The following is a 16,674-nucleotide window of genomic DNA, read 5'->3' on the forward strand; positions in this document are numbered from 1 at the left end:
AGGTGAATCGACCCGCACCGAGGAGAGCTGTGACCGACCCGACTGGCCGCGCCGTTCCCGTGCGGTTCTGGACGCCTGCGCGCCTCGCCGTGACTGCCGCGATCCTGGTGGGGATCCTCGGCATCGGCGCGATCGTGTACGTCGTCACCGGACCGGCGGCCGAAGACGATCCCGCTGCCCTCTCGCGCCGTTTCAGCACGGCGATCGACTGGCAGGCGTGCGGTGACGGCCTCCGGTGCGCCGATGTCGACGCACCCCTGGACTGGCACGACACCACGACCGGTTCGATCTCGCTCAAGCTCATCAAGCACACGGCCACCGGCACTCGCGAGGGCACCCTTCTGGTGAATCCCGGCGGTCCTGGCGGCTCCGGTGTCGACTTCGTCGGCGGCGACGTCCACCAGGCAGTCGATCCGGCCCTTGCGGAGCACTTCGACGTGATCGGGTTCGACCCCCGGGGCGTCGGCGAATCGAGTCCCGTCCGTTGCTACGGCGCGAAAGAGATGGACCGCTACCTCTACGGGATCCTGCCCGGAGCCATCGGCTCCGCGAAGTGGCTCGCCGCCTCGCGCCGGGCCGACGCGGACTTCGCGGCAGCCTGCGCCGACCGGACCGGGCCGCTCATCAGCCACGTCGACACGGAGAGCGTCGCCCGCGACCTCGACCTGATTCGCTCCGATCTTGGCGAGAAGAAGCTCGACTACCTCGGGTACTCCTATGGGACGTACCTCGGCACGATCTACGCCGGGCTCTTCCCCGAACGCGTGGGCCGGTTCGTCTTCGACGGCGCCGACAACCCCTGGAGCGACGGCGGCGGCAGCACCGACGACGAGGGCGCCACCGATCAGGCCGTCGGCTTCGACGGCGACCTCCGCAACTATGTGGCGGCGTGCATCGCAGGATCCCGGGAGGCCGTGCCCCAGGGCTCGTGCCCGCTCGCCGGCAGCACCGACGCGGGCATGACGCAGGTGAAGTCGATCCTGGACCGCGTCGCGGCGTCCCCGCTCCGGGCGAAGGACGGCCGCCTCCTCGGCGACGCGACCCTCGCGACGGCGATCGCCGAAGCGCTTTACGACACGACGAGCTGGCCGCGGCTGACCACCGCGTTCCGTCACGTTCAGGCCGGAGACCCGGCGGCCGCGTTCGCCCTCGCCGACGACTACAACGGCCGGTCGCCGAAGGGTCGTTACTACGACAATTCAGCCGAGGCCTTCGATGCCGTGACCTGCCTCGAGTCGCCCGGGGAGGATTCCGCCACGGCACTGCGCAAGGACGCCGCGAAGATCCAGGCGGAGGCACCCGTCCTCGGGAAATACCAGGCCTATTCTGACCTGCTGTGCGCCCAGTGGCCGACCGAGGTGGCCGACTTCCCGGAACCGGTTCGTGCGCCGGGCGCGGGGTCGATCCTGGTGATCGGGTCCACGGGAGATCCTGCGACCCCGTACGCGGATGCGGTCGCTCTGGCCAAGCAGCTGAAGACCGGCCACCTGCTGACGCGCGTGGGAGACGGCCACACGGCCTACGACCTCGGCGACTCGTGCATCGACTCGGCCGTCGACTCGTTCCTCCGCACGGGCGCGACACCCGCGGGCGCTGCGGCCCGCTGCGACTGACGCACGGCACACCACCCCGTGCAGCGCGATCACCGCGCCAACCGCCCGCCGCGCGGCGAGTCCGGACGCGGTCGGGCACGCAGGAGGGCCAGGATTGCGGACGCAGAGCTCGGAGTCCGCGCGCGCGGGCGGCACCGGGCTTCACGTCGACGACAGCGGCCGGACGACTGACCTCAGAGAAGAGTGAGAACCATGGCGGAACCCGAACGGATCGAACCCGCGAGCGACCTGCTGGCTCCCGACGCCCAGGTGGAACGCCTGTGGACGGGCGCCGAGTGGGGCGAGGGCCCCGTCTGGCTTCCGGCGGAGCGGGCGCTGCGCTGGAGCGACATCCCGAACAACCGGATCCTGCAGTTCGACGCGACGACGTCGACGACGAGCGTCTACGCGACGGAGGTCGAATACACCAACGGCCGCACCCGTGATCTCGACCAGCACGTGGTGCAGTGCTCGCACGGTCGGCGCCGGGTCGAGCGCGACGTCGACGGCGTGGTGACGCCGGTCGTCGACAGCTTCGAGGGGCGGCGGTTCAATTCGCCGAACGACGTGGTGGTGGCGTCCGACGGGGCGATCTGGTTCACCGATCCGCCGTACGGCCTCCACCCGAGCGGCCGCGAGGGCCACCCGGGAGAACGCGAGTACGACGGCTGCTTCGTGTTCCGGTGCGTGGAGGCGACGGGAGAGCTGACGCCCGTCATCACCGACATGGTTCACCCCAACGGCCTCGCCTTCTCCCCGGACGAGAGGATCCTCTACGTCGCCGACACCGGGCTCTCTGCCGCCGAGTACGGCCAGACTCCGGGTCGCGCGCAGATCCTCGCCTGGGACGTCTCCGCGGACGCGGTCTGCAGCAACCCGCGCTTCTTCGCCGACCCCGACATCGCCGACGGCTTCCGAGTCGACGTGGAGGGCCGCGTCTGGACGTCCTCGCACTCCGGCGTGTTCGTCTACGCCCCCGACGGAACGGAGCTCCTGCGGATCCCTCTCCCGGAGGTCGTGTCCAACCTCACGTTCGGCGGCGAGGACGGCAGCGACCTGTACGTGACCGCGTCGACGAGTCTCTACCGGATCCGCACGGCCACGCGCGAGACGCCGCGACCCGGCGTGCGCTCCTAGGAGACGGCTCCGCGACTCGGGTCGCGGCGCATCACGCGTGCGGCGCCGGGTGCTCCTGGAGGCGCTCGCGCATTTCTTCGAGTCGACTGGGCATCGTGATGCGGATCGCGCGAGCGCAGCGAATACGGCAGGATCGGCGGCGTGCAGAATCACGACTCGATCACTCTCTGCTGCCTGCTGTGGGCGCGTGACGGAGCCGCAGGAGCGCTGTCCGATTACGAGGACGCCGTACTCGAGTTCCTGGCTCCACACGGTGGCGAACTCCTGACTCGCGTCGTCAGTGAGGGCACCGACGGAGTACCCGACGAGGTCCAGACCTACCGTTTTCCGAGCGCAGCCGCGTTGGACGGCTACCTGCACGACCCGGCGCGTCTCGCGCTGGCCGACTGGCGCGATCGCGTCGTGGCCCGCACGGAGCTCTTCCCGGTAGAAACGCGGTAGCGAGGCCCCGGAGAACGCCGGCGGCGAACACGGCGACACGGCCGCCCGGGCTCGCCTAGAGTGGCGGCGACCAACAGACCTTCGCGGGTTCACCGCCCCGCCACTTTCGCAGGAGCATCCCATGGCCGCCGACTACGACGCCCCACGCAACACCCCCGAAGACGACGGCAACGACTCCATGCAGGCGTTCAAGGAGCGGGCCCCGCAGCGCGTCGGCCTCGTCGCCGACCTCGACGACGGAGACGCGTCCGGCGGTTTCGAGCTGGACGCCGCGGACGTCGACGAGGCGCTCGACGTCATCGTCCTTCCGATGCAAGACCACGAGTTCACCTGCGTCGAATGCTTCCTCGTGCGCCCGCGCCTGCAGCTCGATCACGAGACGAAGCTCGGCCCCGTCTGCATCGAGTGCGCGTCCTGAGAGACCGTGGTCGGGTGCGCCGACCCGGCGGGCAGACGCTCACTGATCGGGCGGCGTGCTCCCGCGCATGTCGACGCGGCCGGTAGCGGCGTTCCAGCGGTACGTCGCCGTGGCCCGCCCGGAGGGGTCCGCGTTCGAATCCGTTCCCTGCGCATAGCGGTAGGTCACGGAGATCGCGTCGTCCGAGCCGCGCGCGATGACCGGCGAGAACCCGTACGGAACGGACGTAGCCGTTCCGAGGTACTCGCCGTCATGGAACAGCAGGATCGCATACGGCGAGCTGGGTGTGGAGCCCTCGATCGTCACGACCGACCACGACAGGGCCGCACACGGCTCGTAGCCGCTGTAGTCCGCGTGGGCTGCATCCCACCGCGCGTCGCTCAGGCCGCTGGGGAGGGCGAGCGCCCTGATCGGCTTCGCCGCCACCTCCTCGCCGCTCGACGGACCACAGGAGCTCGTGGGGCTCGGCCTCGCCGCCGCCGATGCGCTCGAGGACACTCTCGTGTCGGTGCTACTCGGAGAGGTCGAGGTGCATCCCGAGAGAGCCAGGATCACCGTCGCTCCGGCCAGAGCCCCCTGCAACAGTTTTTTCTCGGACATGCCTCCACACTGCACCCCGTCCGCGCAAGAAACCCGAGTCGTGCCCAGGGCGACGCACCTCCGGCGAACGCTTGAGAAGCGCGCCTCAGGAGTGCGCGATCACATGGCGGTGTGCGAGGGTGATGACCCACCGCACCGCATCGACTTCCGCAGGCGCGTGCTGGGCGGCGGTCCGCCACGCTTCGAGGTAGACCTCGCGGGTCATTGCTTCCGTGTCCGCGGTCGTCGTCAGGTGATAGCGGATGAGATTGAAGACCGTCACGATGCTGAGGTCGTACAGCTGGGCGAAGGCGTCCCTGTCACCGGAGGCGATCCGGCCCAGCACGTCCCCCTGAGCCAGGAGGACGTGCGGCACAGGAGCGAGCGTGGCGCTCATCGGATTCGACGGGTGGCTCGGCGGGTGCCCGGAAGCAGGCAGTCGCCGCCCGCGATCGACGCGATCAGGCGCACGAGCTGCTCGTGCGGGAGGGTGGCCAGACCATCGGCGTTCACGGGAGAACCGATCAGAGGGGCGGTCATGAAGACCTTCGTCTCGGGCGTCGTAGGCCCGATATCGCCTGGAATTCTGCCGCACCAGAGGGTCCGCGTCGCGGAGTCGTCATCGGGCGTGCAGAGAGAGTGATCGTCCCAGTGGCACCAGTCAATCCCTCGCGGGGTCGCCTTCGCACCCCCACTACTGAGCCTTGACGGAGACTCGAGGAGGGGCGTAGGAGCTTTCCACCGGAACCCTGTACCCCGACGTTTTCCCGGCGCACCGAGCGGGCGGTCGTGGACCACCTCGAGCGGTACCGACGAGAACGACTCCTCCCCTAGCTGTCGCGGAACCCGCGGTCGGAAGCGGGCAACGGCGCGCTCTCTCGGATCTCGATGGTGTGCGGCACGATCACGTGGCGCCCGGGGCCGTCGTAGCCCTCGATCCTCTCGATCAGGAGGTCGATCGCCGTCGTGGCGATCATCTGCTTGTCGGGACGCACGGTGGTGAGGCTGGTCTCCAGGAACTCGCCCGCCGTGTCGTCGTCCCAGCCGACCAGGGCGACGTCGTCCGGCACCCGGACCTTCGCGGCACGGAGCGCTCGCAGGGCACCGAGGGCGACCCCGTCGTGGCGGCAGACGATGCCATCGAAGCGGGTGCCGGCCGCCAGGGTGCGCTCGATCGCCCGCAGCGCGTCGCCCGAGCCGAACCCGTCGAGGGGGATGAGCAGGTCGTCGTCGATCTCGAGGCCGGCCTCTTCGAGTCCCTGTCGGTAGCCGGCGATCCTGTCGACCGTCGGCGGAGTCAGCGGCGCTCTTTCGACGCCGAGAAAGGCGATGCGGCGCCGACCGAGACGAACCAGGAGGTCGACTGCCTCTCTCGCGGCTTTCACGTTGTCGATCATCACGCGGTCGAATCGACTCGGGACGTCACCCTCGCCCAGGAGGACGATGGGCTGACGCGCGACCGCCTGCTCGATCTCGTCCGCCGAAAGACTGACGGGATGCGCCAGGATCCCGTCGACGAGACCGGCTTCCGACACGTCGAGTGCCGCCCGCTCGGCCTTCTCCCCGGCGATGGTCTGCTGAATGAGCACCCGGTAGTCACGTCGGGCGGCCTCGTCGGCGAGGCAGCGCGCGAGTTCGGCGAAGTAGGGGATGTCGAGCACCGGGATCGCGAGCGAGAGCATGCCGGTGCGCCCGGTCGCCAGTCGGCGGGCGGCGGAGTGCGGCCGATAGCCCAGTTCGTCGATGGCCGCCTGGACCTTCGCGCGCGTCGCCGGTCGGATGTGCGGGTAGGCGTGGACCACGTTCGAGACGGTCTTCATCGAGACTCCCGCGTGCGCCGCGACGTCGACCAGACGCACGTTGTTCATCCGAACCTCCGAGCACAGACGGCACGGCGGCGCCGTCCGGAACTCCATCGTGGCACATTTGCCACCGCTCTGGACTGATTCTCTACAGCGCTGTAATGTGCACCGGACGTGCCCACGTCGATGTGGCGCACGGGGCTCGCGAGCGCTGTCGACGACGACATCGCGAGGGTCAGGATCCAAAGGAGGAGCCGATGAACGACGTCAGCGTCCGAGCGCGCCCAGCGCGCCGGACCCGAGCGGAGGCGCAGGATCCGGCCTTCTCGACGCCCCCGGCAGTGCGGCGCAAACGCACCTGGCGCGAACGGGCCAAGCGCGATCGCGTCCTCCTGCTGATGGCGATTCCCGGCCTGGTGCTCCTCCTCGCCTTCCACTACGTGCCGCTCCTCGGCAACCTCATCGCCTTCCAGGAGTACCTGCCGTTCGTGCCGCTGGGGCACAGCCCCTGGGTCGGATTCGACAACTTCGCCGTGATCTTCAACGGCGACCCGGCGTTCCTCAACGCTCTGCGGAACACCCTCGAGATCACGCTCGTCCAGGTCGTCCTGGTCTTCCCGGCGCCGATCCTGATGGCGCTGCTGCTCAACAGCCTGCTGTCGGAGCGGCTCAAGCAGATCGTCCAGTCGATCCTGTATCTGCCGCACTTCCTCTCCTGGGTGATCGTCGTCGCCGTGTTCCAACAGATGCTCGGCGGCAGCGGCCTCCTCAACAACGCCCTGCGCGCGGGCGACCACGGGACGGTCAACATCCTCGGCGATCCGCACAACTTCATCGCCGTCATCACCAGCCAGGTGATCTGGAAGGACACGGGCTGGGCGACGATCCTGTTCTTGGCCGTGCTGTCCCAGATCGACGCGAGCCTGTACGAGGCAGCGAGCATGGACGGCGCGTCCCGGTGGAGTCAGATCTGGCACGTGACGCTGCCCGGCATGCGCGGGATCATCATCCTGCTGCTCATCCTGCGACTCGGCGACTCCCTCAGCGTCGGCTTCGAGCAGATCATTCTGCAGCAGGGAGCATTCGGGCGCGATGCCAGCGAGGTGCTCGACACCTACGTGTACAACAACGGCGTGCTCGGCGGCCAGTGGGGAGTCGCGGCGGCAGTCGGGCTCGTCAAGGGGATCGTCGGCGTCCTTCTCGTGTTCGGCGCCAACAAGGTCGCGCACGTCTTCGGCGAGGCAGGGGTGTACCAGAAGCAATGACGACCACACACGGCAACATCGAGGCGCCTCGGAAGGCGCCCGTCCCGTCCGCTCCCGCGCGAAAGAAGCGGCGACGGCGGCTCGACGCCCCGTCCATGCCGATCCGCCTGGTGAAGGGCCTCGTGCTCCTGATCATCTGCGCCGTCGTCATCGTCCCGTTCATCGGGATCGCGTCGACGAGCATCGCGGACCCGAAGGAGGTCACGCGAGCGGGCGGCTTCGTCCTCTGGCCGCACGGCATCAACTTCTCGTCGTACGAATCCCTCTTCGCCGGCGGCGTCGTCACCCAGGCCCTGCTGGTGAGCATCGGCATCACGGCCCTGGGAACGCTCGTCAGTCTGACGGGCTCGACACTCCTCGCCTACTCGCTCAGCCGGCCGGGTTCGTTCGCGCACCAGCCGATCCTGATCATGGTCCTGCTGACGCTCCTCTTCGCTCCCGGCCTGATCCCGAACTACCTTGCGGTCAAGGAGTACGGCCTGCTCGACAGTTTCGCGTCGCTCATCCTCCCGACCGCGATCAACGCCTTCAACGTGATCGTGCTGCGCGCCTTCTTCATGGGCATCCCGCGAGAACTGGTCGACAGCGCCCGGATCGACGGCGCCGGCGACTTCGGGATCTTCTGGCGCCTCGTGCTGCCGCTCTCCAAAGCGGTTCTCGCTGTGATCGGGCTGTTCTACGCGGTCGGCTACTGGAACTCGTTCTTCAGCGCCCTGCTCTACATCAACGACACCGGAAAGTGGCCCCTGCAACTCGTGCTGCGGACGTACGTCATCAACAACTCGCAGCTGGGCGGCGCTCAGCTCGGTGCGACCGCCGATCAGTTGCCACCTCAGGCGTCGATCCAGATGGCGATCCTGGTGATCTCGATCGTGCCGATCCTGATCGTCTATCCGTTCCTGCAGCGACATTTCGCGAAGGGCGTGCTGACGGGGGCGGTGAAGGGATGAGCGCGAACACACCGTTCGGGCGCCGGACCTTCCTCAGCGGAGCGCTGCTGTCCGCCGCCGGGCTGGCCGGTGTGGGCTCGCTGGCCGGATGCACCACGGTCACCCGGTCGACCGACATCAAGGCGATCAACAAGGCGGTGGCTCTGCCCGACTACGTCCGGTGGAAGGGTCCGAAACCCGACCTGCCGACCGTGAACCCGCTGATGCCGGACGCGTACTACCGCTACCCAGCGACCACGAAGGTGCTGTCCGGACACCCGGGCGACGGCTCCCGGCTGCAGGGCACCGTGCCGACGAACACCCCTGTGCCTCCGTCGCTCGATCGCAACCAGTACTGGAAGGCGTTGAACGGCAGGCTCGGTCTCGACCTCGGACTGAGCATCACCCCCGGCGGCGACTACCCCAACAAGTTCCAGACGGCTCTCGCCGGCGACCAGCTGGGCGACGTCTGGAACATCTTCGGTGCGCCCCCGTACCTTCCGCAGCTCTTGCAGGCGAAGGCGCAGGATCTGACGGAGTACCTCTCCGGAGACGCGATCCGTCGCTACCCGTTCCTGGCCAACCTGCCGACCGAGGCCTGGCGCGGGTGCGTCTTCGCCGGCGGCATCTACGCCGTGCCGGTCGCCCGAGGCATCATCGGCACCAACGTGCTCCTCTCCCGCCAGGACCTGTTCGAGGAGCGCGGCGTCGACATGACCTTCAAGAACGTGGACGAGCTCCAGTCGCTGGCCGGCCAGATGACCGACGAACGCTCCAACAAGTGGGCCTTCGCCGCCGTCCCGAACCTGGTGCTCTCGGCCATGCTCGGCCTCCCGAACACCTGGCAGGAGAAGGGCGGACGATTCACCAGCGAGAACGAGCTCGACGCCCACAAGGACATGCTCGAGATCGGTCGCCGGATGACTTCGAAAGGGCTCGTGCACCCCGACAGCGTCAGTGCACCCAACGCCAAGGTGTGGTTCAACCAGGGCTCTGCCGCGATGACCCAGGACACGTACACGGCGCTGCCCGGCTTCTACCAGCAGAACGTCGCGGGTAAAGCCTTCACGATCGGGATCCCCACCATTCCCGGCCCGGACGGTAAGCAGGGCAACGTCTGGCTCCCGAATCCGAACAACTCGATCACCGCGGTCTCGAAGGCTTCGCCCGATCGGATCCGGATGATCCTGGACGCCCTCAACTGGTTCGCCGCTCCCTTCGGCAGCAAGGAGTACACGTTCCGCAAGTACGGCGTCGAAGGCCACGACTTCGACTTCTCGAACGGCGAACCCGTGCTGACGACGACCGGTAACAGCGAGACGGGACTGGGAGCGTTCCCGATCGAGTACATCGTCGACTCGCCCATTCCGATCTACTACTCGGGCCACCCGGACGGCACGGACAGCGTCTACCGGAACATGCTGGCCATGCAGCCTCACGCGATCCAGAACCCGACCTACGGCCTCTACTCGCCGACCAACTCGACGAAGGGGAGCCTCCTCTCCACCGTGCTCTCGAACGCCACGAACGACATCTACCTCGGCCGGAAGCCGGTCTCGAGCTGGGACTCGGTGGTGAGCCAGTGGCGCAAGGGCGGTGGTGACGCCATCCGGAGCGAGTACGAACGGGCTTTCGAGGCGAAGAACTGACCGGCGCCGGCCTCGTGAGCATCACGTCCGCAGGCGCCGGCCTCGACCTCGCGCCGACGCCGCGCCGTCAGTCGACGAGAACGACGACCTTGCCGACGACTCGGCCGGCGCCGGCCTCCGCATGGAGCGCCGGCAGGTCGGCCAGCGGGATGCGACGGGTGACCTCGACGGTCAGCGCACCGTCGTCGACGAGAGCCACCAGCTGCGCGAGCCGATCCCGGTTGGGCAGGACGAACACCGTGGCCGCGCGAACCCCGCGCGACTCGTCGCTCGGTGTCGCCATGAAAGCGGTCGTGCTGACGACGATGCCGCCGTCGCGCACGGTGGCGACATACGCGCCGAACCGGTCCGGATCGATGGGGGCGAGGTTCAGCAGCACGTCGACCTGTTCTGTAACGGCATCGAGCACGTCGGTGCCGGTGTGCTCGACGATCTCGTCGGCACCGGCCGCGCGGACGGCGTCGATGCTGCGCGGGCTCGCAGTCGCGATGACGTGCACGCCGGCGCGCTTCGCGAGTCGGATCGCGTACTTGCCGACGACTCCGCCGGCGCCGATGATCAGCACGCGCTGTCCGGCCGCGACGTGGCCGTCGTCGAAGAGCGCCTGCCACGCGGTCAACGCGACCGACGGCAGAGCCGCAGCGTCGGCGATGGGAATGCTCGTCGGCGCCGCGACCACCGCCTCCGCCGGTGCGACGACGTACTCCGCCGCCCCGCCGTCTTTCTCCATCGGGAGGAACCCGATGACGGCGTCTCCGACGGCGAGGTCGTCGACGCCGTCGCCGAGGGCATCGACGATGCCGGAGACGTCGTAGCCGGGCACGTGGGGGAGCTCGACCGGAATCGGGAGGAATCCGGCGCGCATGCCGTTGTCGGCCGCATTGAACGCGGACGCTGCGACGCGAAGCCGCACCTGCCCGGCTGCGGGCGTGGGTTGCTCGATCTCCTCGGTGCGGAGCACCTCGGGACCGCCGACCTCGTGGAACCGTACTGCCTTCATGATTCTGTCCTCTTCTCCATGTGCTTCGAGTTCGAAGCATCTGAAGGAACGGTAGCACTGCTTCGAACTCGAAGCAACGGTATGCTTTCAGAATGACCGAGACGCCGGCATCCCTGACCTCGACACAGCTCGGGGCCTACTTCGCCTTCACCGAGGTGAGCAGCCTCCTGCGGCACGCAGTCGAGAAGCAGCTCCGCGACGTGGGCGACCTCAGCTACGTCCAGTTCCAGCTCCTGGCCCGCCTGGGCGACTCCCCTCACGGGCAGCAGCGCATGACCGATCTCGCCGACGGTGTGGTCTACAGCCGAAGCGGCCTCACCTACCAGGCGCAGTTGCTCGACCAGCGGGGGCTCGTCACCCGCGCGCCGTCGCCCGACGACGAACGCAGCACCGTCATCTCCCTCACCGAAGCCGGTCGAGACGTCCTCGCGGCCGTGTTCCCCGGGCACATCGAGGCGCTTCACAGCCTGCTGTTCGCCGCCCTGTCGGACAGCGACATCGACGAACTCGCCCGCATCCTCGGCGCGGCCGCGGCACACCTCCGCGCGATCCCGCCGCGCTCCGCAGCGCCGCGTCGACGCTCGCGGCCGGAGGCCTGAGCGGCTTACAGACAGAAACCAAGCACATGCTTGACATCTCTTCCGACGGTTGTCAAGATTCCAAGCATGTCTTTGGAAAAGTCTCTTCGGCGTTCACGATGGCGCCTTCTGACCGAGAACAGAGACCTCTCGCTCTTCCTGTCGGCGAGCCTCGTCTCGCAGACGGGCGACTGGATCCTGGACACGGGAATGGCCTTTCAGGTCTATCTGCTCACGCATTCGACCTTGGCCTCTGCCGCGGTCATGCTGGCGACGCAGATTCCTCAGGTGGTCCTCGGCTCGGTCGCTGGGGTGATCGTGGATCGTCACGACAGGCGACGGATGATGATCGGGACGAACGTGATCTCGGCCCTGGTCATCTGGCCGGTCGCCCTGGTGCAGGATTCCGGATCGGTGTGGATCATCCTCGTCGTCGCAGCGGTGACGAACTGCGTGTCACCGTTCTTCTCGTCGGCCGAAGCCAGTCTCCTGCCCGGCCTGGCGAGGAGGCCGGAGAACTTCGTCACGGTCAACGCTCTGCACGCTCAGGTCAGGAACGTGGCGCGGCTCATCGGCGCGGCTCTCGGCGGCATCCTCATCACCGTCGGAGGGCTGACCGCCCTGGCCGTCGCCGACACCGCCAGCTTCCTGGTCGCCGCCGTCCTCGTCGTCGCGATTCGGCATCGACTCGCGTCGACCCCGACTCGACGAACCGGCCTCCTCGCGGAGTGGCGCGCCGGCCTTGCCATCGTCCGGCACAACCGAGTCCTCCTCGTCCTCGCCGCCTTCTTCCTCCTTCGCGGCGTCGGCGAGGGAGCAATGGGCACGCTCTTCGCGCCGTTCGTGAACGATGTCCTCGGGGCGGGCGGGAGCGTCTACGGAGCGATTCTCGCGGCCCAGGCGATCGGCGGCATCGTCGGTGGTCTCGTCATCACCCTCGCAGGACGCCGCGCGAGCCCGCGGAGGCTCTTCGCCTGGGGGACGCTCGCGTTCGGGATCCTGGATCTGGCGCTGTTCCTCTACCCGCTCATCGACGCGTCCTCCTGGCCGGCCGTGCTGCTCATCGCCGTCGTCGGAGTGCCCGGTGCCGCCCTCAACGCCGGCATGCTCACGCTGTTCCAAAGCACCACCGGCGACCTCACCCGCGGGCGAGTCTTCGGATTGCTCGTGAGCGCCGAGAACGCGACCATGCTGCTCAGCACCCTTCTCGCGGGAACCCTCGCCGGTAGCGTCGGGATCATCCCGGTGATCAGCACGCAGGGTGTCGTCTACGTTCTGACGAGCGTGATCGCCCTCACCGTCCTGTCCAGGCGACGCCGCTCCGGCGGCGTCCTCGTGTCCGAACCCGTTTGACATCCGGCCCCACGGCCCCGAAGATGCGGAACATGCCCGTCCCTCCCCCGTCGGCACACGCACCGTCGACAACCCCCTGGCTCTGAGGGCGTTTGCGCATCCTCTTCGACGGAAGCTCTACGACCTCATCGCCCGGGAAGGCGCGCTGACCTCCGCCGATGCCGCACGGCTCCTCGACATCAGCCACGGCCTCGCGAGTCACCACGTCCGTCAACTCGCGAAGTACGGCTTCGTCGAAGCCGCTGAGACCACCGACGCCCGTGCCCGTCCGTGGAGGGTCACATCGACCTCGTTCCACATCGAGTCGACGGACCCCGAATCGCGCGGCCCGGCGGACGTCCTCGAACGTCACACCGTCGAGGCGGCGGCGCGGGATCTCTCCGACTGGCAGAACAGGCGGGATCACGAAGACCCCGGCTGGCAGTCGCTCGCCGGCACGAGGGAGAGCCTCCTGTACCTCACCCCCGATGAACTCCGCGACGTCCTCGATCAGTGGAGCAGGATCGTCACGCCCCTCGCGACCCGCAGACCCATAGGACACCACGATGAGCGGCCGGATGACGCCGCTCCCGTCGCTCTGACCCTCGTCGCCGTGCCGCTCGTCCGAACCGAACACGGCGGCTGAGGGTCTCCTTCGCTTTTCGGGTCGACTGGCGCTCCTGCGTCGGCCGCGCCAAAGGTCCGCGCCGTGTTCCCGCGACAGGCGGTGGGGCTCACGCGCGCGGCAGAACGCCGACGAGTGCCGACGTGAGGGCACCCCGGAGAGCCTCGCCGAGGTCCAGGTCGAGCAGGCCGAGAGCGGGCTCGTCGGCGTAGGCGGCCACGAGGCTGGGTGGCGGCGGGACGTACGTCGACAGAGCACCCGCCGTGACGAGGGTCATGAGACAGAACCATTGCGCGGCGTCGCCGAGCTCGGGCACGTGGTGGCGAACGAGGTCGGACATGGTCGCGAGCTTCGTGAGGGAGGACCGCTTGTGCCGTTTGACGACCTCGACCGAGACGTTGTGCTCCAGGACGCCGCCCTGCGCGCCGAACAGGTCGCACAGGACGACCCGGGCCGCCAGCGACTGACTGAGGGTCTCGGCCAGCTGGATCGCTCGTGCTTCGGGCGCCGATCGTCTGTCGATCCTCGCGTCGAGCTCGTCGGCCAGCGCGGTGAGCCAGCTTCCGAGGAAGTCGTCCAGCAGTTCGAGGAGCACGGCCTCGCGAGACTCGAAATAACGCAGGACGTTCGACTTCGCCAGGCCCACTCGCCGACTCAGTTCGTTGAGGCTCACGTCTGCGACGGGCATCTCGTCGAGCATCGCCGCGGCTGTGTCAAGGATCGCTCGGCGGCGGATCTCTCGCTGCTCATCGCTTCGCGCCCGCTGGAAAGTCACCGCCTCAGCCTAACTTAAAGACCCCCGGTCCCTTGTTATAAGACCGGCGGTCCTTTATGCTCGCAAATAACAGACCGATAGTTTTTTAGGAGAGTGGCATGAGCGACGACTGGACCGAACAACGAATCCCGGATCAGCGAGACCGGGTCGCGATCGTGACCGGCGGCAACACCGGCCTGGGCTTCGAGACCGCCCGAATGCTCGCAGCGCGCGGAGCAACGGTCGTCCTGGCCGTTCGTGACGTGGAAAAAGGCAGGAGGGCCGCCGCCCGCATGACCGGCGACGTCGCCGTCCAGGCGCTCGATCTGACGTCGCTGGAGTCCGTCCGGTCCGCGGCCGCCGATCTGCGAGCCAGTCATCCCCGCATCGACCTTCTGATCAACAATGCCGGCGTGATGTACACGCCCAAGCAGACCACCGTCGACGGCTTCGAGCTGCAGTTCGCGACCAACCACCTCGGACACTTCGCTCTCACCGGCCTCTTGCTCGACCAGCTCCTCCCCGTCCCCGGTTCCCGCGTCGTCACGGTGAGCAGCACCGGCCACCGCATCCGGGCCGCAATCCACTTCGACGACCTGAACTGGGAGCGTTCCTACAGCCGCGCCGCCGCGTACGGCCAGGCCAAGCTCGCCAACCTGATGTTCACGTACGAACTGCAGCGCCGCCTGGCAGGGCACGGCACCACCGTCGCGGTGGCCACTCATCCCGGCGTCTCCAACACCGACCTCGCCCGCAACACGCCCGCAGCGCTTCGACTCCCCCTCACGGTGCTGGCGCCGCTCCTCACGCAGAGGCCCGAGATGGGCGCCCTTCCCACACTGCGCGCGGCCACCGACCCGGCTGTCATCGGCGGTCAGTACTACGGCCCCGGCGACCGGCGTGAGACCCGGGGCTATCCGAAGGTGGTCACCTCCAGCCCGGACTCCTACGACCAGGACACCCAGCAGCGGCTGTGGACCGTCTCCGAGGAACTCACCGGGGTGACGTTTCCGCTGCGGTGAGGCGGAAGGTGCCGAACCCCGCCACCCTCTTCGCTGGCGTCACGACGACAGGGTCGTCGCCGACGGAGCGAAAGTGGGAACCGGCATCGAGATCCCTCCGGCCAGGGCCGACTCGTGGGCGACGATGCCCGGCGCCGTCCACTCGGCGGACCGGATGGCATCGACGCGAGGCGACCGAGCGCTCACGATGCTGTCCACGAACTCGTGGACGAGATACGGGTGCGATCCACTGTGGTGGGAGGCCACGTCGACGGGCCTCGGCATGCCCGGCAGCAGAACGCGGGACGGTCGGACGAACTGTCTCAGCTCGGGCGGAAGGAGCTCGGGGAAATCCGACGGGGTGAGCGAGGTCGACGTGATCGGGTTGCCGCGCTGGCCGCCGGCCGGGCGGACCATGTCGTACTGCGTCAGGTCGCCCTCGTTGTCTTCGGGCCATTCGATGCCCCGGTGCTCGCCGTAGAGCGCGAAGCCCTCGAGATAGCTCCGCGCCGTCTGGAAGAACGACATCGTGATGTCGGCGAGAGCGTCGGACCCGGTCAAGCGGAACAGACCGACCTCTGCCGGAAAAGGATTGTCGAATTCTCCGGCCTGACGGTCAGAGGTCAGTCGTCCTGCCCCGTGCGCCTGGACGGTGGCGACGGTCGTGCCCAGCATCGCCAGCACCGGGGACAGCGCGTGGGTCAGGTAGTGCATCGGCGGGTACCCCTGCCAGTACGACGGGAACCCGTCGAGGTTCTGGATGTGCGTGCCTCGATATAGGGTCAGGTCGCCGATCTCGCCGGCCCGGTACATCCGGTCGACGGTCAAGTACTCCCGGCCGTAGACGGACGTCTCCATCATCATGTAGTTCGTGCCCGCTGCCTCGCGAGCGCGGATGATACGTGCGATGTCGGCGAGCGAGGTCGCCATCGGCACGGCACAGGCGCAGTGCTTGCCGGCCTCGAGAACCGCCACCGACATGTCCGCGTGGAACTGAACGGGCGCCAGGATGTGGACGGCGTCGACGGTCGGATCGGCGAGCACACCGGCGATGTCGGCAGAGGAGTCCGTCACACCGAATCGCTCCTTGACCTCTCGGAGGCGAGCCGCATCGGGTTCGACGAGCACCACTCTCGCGACGTCGGGGTGACTGAGGTAGATCGGCACGAAGTCCTGACCGAAGCCGAGACCGACGACGGCTACGGTGAGGCCCGCGCCCGCGGTTGCTGCGCTCGTCATACCAGCGTCACCTCGAGCTCGTCCCCCGTTAGGAACTCCACCGAGCCGGTGACGAAGTTCTCGAGATCCTGATTCGCTCGCACCCCCTCCGGTGACGCCATGATCGACTTCATCGCCTCGGCCGACTCCGCGTAGAGCTCGGCGACGAGGATGTAGCGGGACGCCGCACCGTCGTCGTTCGATGGCGCCGGATCGATCCACGACAGGTTCCAGCCCGTGAGACCCTTCATCTTCCGAGCGATCGGAATGTGGGTCTCTTCGTAGTACCGCCGAAACGCCACCGGATCGGCGGGGGCGCCGTAGAGAATGGTCATCCTGTACACGGTCTTCTCT

19 protein-coding genes are annotated in these 16,674 nt (G+C 68.1%); 11 read left to right on the plus strand and 8 right to left on the minus strand.

The annotated features are described in order from the left end of the window. Positions 1 to 29 precede the first annotated feature (29 nt). From QUE79_RS03620 to QUE79_RS03635, 4 genes are all read left to right on the plus strand, one after another. A complete protein-coding gene (locus QUE79_RS03620) occupies positions 30 to 1,613 on the plus strand; it encodes an alpha/beta hydrolase (protein WP_286345469.1) in 1,584 nt (527 codons plus the stop codon). 192 nt (positions 1,614 to 1,805) lie between these two features. Continuing rightward, positions 1,806 to 2,729, plus strand: coding sequence for an SMP-30/gluconolactonase/LRE family protein (locus QUE79_RS03625; protein ID WP_286345470.1), 924 nt, complete (start codon positions 1,806 to 1,808; stop codon positions 2,727 to 2,729). A gap of 141 nt (positions 2,730 to 2,870) precedes the next feature. Continuing rightward, positions 2,871 to 3,170, plus strand: a complete 300-nt coding sequence (locus QUE79_RS03630) for a DUF1330 domain-containing protein (RefSeq protein WP_286345471.1) — start codon at positions 2,871 to 2,873, stop codon at positions 3,168 to 3,170. A gap of 121 nt (positions 3,171 to 3,291) precedes the next feature. Beyond that, entirely contained in the window at positions 3,292 to 3,588 is a 297-nt protein-coding gene (locus tag QUE79_RS03635; protein WP_286345472.1) for a DUF4193 family protein, read from the plus strand. A 39-nt stretch (positions 3,589 to 3,627) separates the two neighbouring features. On the opposite strand, the gene QUE79_RS03640 is transcribed toward QUE79_RS03635, so the two are convergent. The 4 genes from QUE79_RS03640 to QUE79_RS03655 all read right to left on the minus strand — a co-directional run bounded on the left by QUE79_RS03640 (position 3,628) and on the right by QUE79_RS03655 (position 6,035). Next, positions 3,628 to 4,188, minus strand: a complete 561-nt coding sequence (locus QUE79_RS03640; RefSeq protein WP_286345473.1) for an LppP/LprE family lipoprotein — start codon at positions 4,186 to 4,188, stop codon at positions 3,628 to 3,630. Positions 4,189 to 4,273: 85 nt separating this feature from the next. Beyond that, a complete protein-coding gene (locus QUE79_RS03645; protein WP_286345474.1) occupies positions 4,274 to 4,564 on the minus strand; it encodes a sigma-70 family RNA polymerase sigma factor in 291 nt (96 codons plus the stop codon). Continuing rightward, positions 4,561 to 4,707 (minus strand): hypothetical protein, encoded by a 147-nt coding sequence (locus QUE79_RS03650; protein WP_286345475.1) that lies wholly within the window; start codon positions 4,705 to 4,707, stop codon positions 4,561 to 4,563. The genes QUE79_RS03645 and QUE79_RS03650 overlap by 4 nt, the downstream gene beginning before the upstream one ends. A 290-nt stretch (positions 4,708 to 4,997) precedes the next feature. Beyond that, a complete protein-coding gene (locus QUE79_RS03655) occupies positions 4,998 to 6,035 on the minus strand; it encodes a LacI family DNA-binding transcriptional regulator (protein ID WP_286345476.1) in 1,038 nt (345 codons plus the stop codon). A 191-nt stretch (positions 6,036 to 6,226) separates the two neighbouring features. On the opposite strand from QUE79_RS03655, the gene QUE79_RS03660 reads away from it, so the two are divergent. Genes QUE79_RS03660 through QUE79_RS03670 form a run of 3 tightly spaced genes read left to right on the plus strand, consistent with a single transcriptional unit; the run spans position 6,227 to position 9,812 of the window. Beyond that, positions 6,227 to 7,234, plus strand: coding sequence for an ABC transporter permease (locus QUE79_RS03660; protein WP_286345477.1), 1,008 nt, complete (start codon positions 6,227 to 6,229; stop codon positions 7,232 to 7,234). Beyond that, positions 7,231 to 8,184 (plus strand): carbohydrate ABC transporter permease, encoded by a 954-nt coding sequence (locus QUE79_RS03665; protein WP_286345478.1) that lies wholly within the window; start codon positions 7,231 to 7,233, stop codon positions 8,182 to 8,184. Before QUE79_RS03660 ends, QUE79_RS03665 begins: the two co-directional genes overlap by 4 nt. Next, positions 8,181 to 9,812 (plus strand): extracellular solute-binding protein, encoded by a 1,632-nt coding sequence (locus QUE79_RS03670; protein ID WP_286345479.1) that lies wholly within the window; start codon positions 8,181 to 8,183, stop codon positions 9,810 to 9,812. The genes QUE79_RS03665 and QUE79_RS03670 overlap by 4 nt, the downstream gene beginning before the upstream one ends. Positions 9,813 to 9,879: 67 nt before the next feature. Here the strand turns inward: QUE79_RS03670 and QUE79_RS03675 are convergent, their stop codons facing one another. After that, entirely contained in the window at positions 9,880 to 10,812 is a 933-nt protein-coding gene (locus QUE79_RS03675) for an NADP-dependent oxidoreductase (RefSeq protein ID WP_286345480.1), read from the minus strand. A gap of 92 nt (positions 10,813 to 10,904) precedes the next feature. On the opposite strand from QUE79_RS03675, the gene QUE79_RS03680 reads away from it, so the two are divergent. From QUE79_RS03680 to QUE79_RS25170, 3 genes are all read left to right on the plus strand, one after another. Further along, positions 10,905 to 11,411, plus strand: coding sequence for a MarR family winged helix-turn-helix transcriptional regulator (locus tag QUE79_RS03680; protein ID WP_286345481.1), 507 nt, complete (start codon positions 10,905 to 10,907; stop codon positions 11,409 to 11,411). A gap of 66 nt (positions 11,412 to 11,477) precedes the next feature. Then, a complete protein-coding gene (locus tag QUE79_RS03685) occupies positions 11,478 to 12,743 on the plus strand; it encodes an MFS transporter (RefSeq protein ID WP_286345482.1) in 1,266 nt (421 codons plus the stop codon). A 145-nt stretch (positions 12,744 to 12,888) separates the two neighbouring features. After that, on the plus strand, positions 12,889 to 13,368 hold the full coding sequence (locus QUE79_RS25170) for a hypothetical protein (protein ID WP_350271738.1): 480 nt from the start codon (positions 12,889 to 12,891) through the stop codon (positions 13,366 to 13,368). 88 nt (positions 13,369 to 13,456) lie between these two features. On the opposite strand, the gene QUE79_RS03695 is transcribed toward QUE79_RS25170, so the two are convergent. Then, entirely contained in the window at positions 13,457 to 14,122 is a 666-nt protein-coding gene (locus QUE79_RS03695) for a TetR/AcrR family transcriptional regulator (protein ID WP_286345484.1), read from the minus strand. Between the two features lie 98 nt (positions 14,123 to 14,220). Between QUE79_RS03695 and QUE79_RS03700 the strand changes: the two genes are divergently transcribed. Beyond that, positions 14,221 to 15,123 carry an SDR family NAD(P)-dependent oxidoreductase gene (locus tag QUE79_RS03700; RefSeq protein ID WP_286345485.1) on the plus strand — a complete coding sequence of 301 codons (903 nt, stop codon included), beginning with the start codon at positions 14,221 to 14,223 and terminating at the stop codon, positions 15,121 to 15,123. 39 nt (positions 15,124 to 15,162) lie between these two features. Here the strand turns inward: QUE79_RS03700 and QUE79_RS03705 are convergent, their stop codons facing one another. Continuing rightward, a complete protein-coding gene (locus QUE79_RS03705) occupies positions 15,163 to 16,341 on the minus strand; it encodes a Gfo/Idh/MocA family protein (RefSeq protein WP_286345486.1) in 1,179 nt (392 codons plus the stop codon). Then, entirely contained in the window at positions 16,338 to 16,655 is a 318-nt protein-coding gene (locus tag QUE79_RS03710; protein ID WP_286345487.1) for an EthD family reductase, read from the minus strand. Before QUE79_RS03710 ends, QUE79_RS03705 begins: the two co-directional genes overlap by 4 nt. Between the last annotated feature and the right edge of the window lie 19 nt (positions 16,656 to 16,674).

Origin of the sequence: Frondihabitans sucicola (assembly GCF_030296615.1) — a bacterium.
Lineage (GTDB): Bacteria > Actinomycetota > Actinomycetes > Actinomycetales > Microbacteriaceae > Frondihabitans > Frondihabitans sucicola.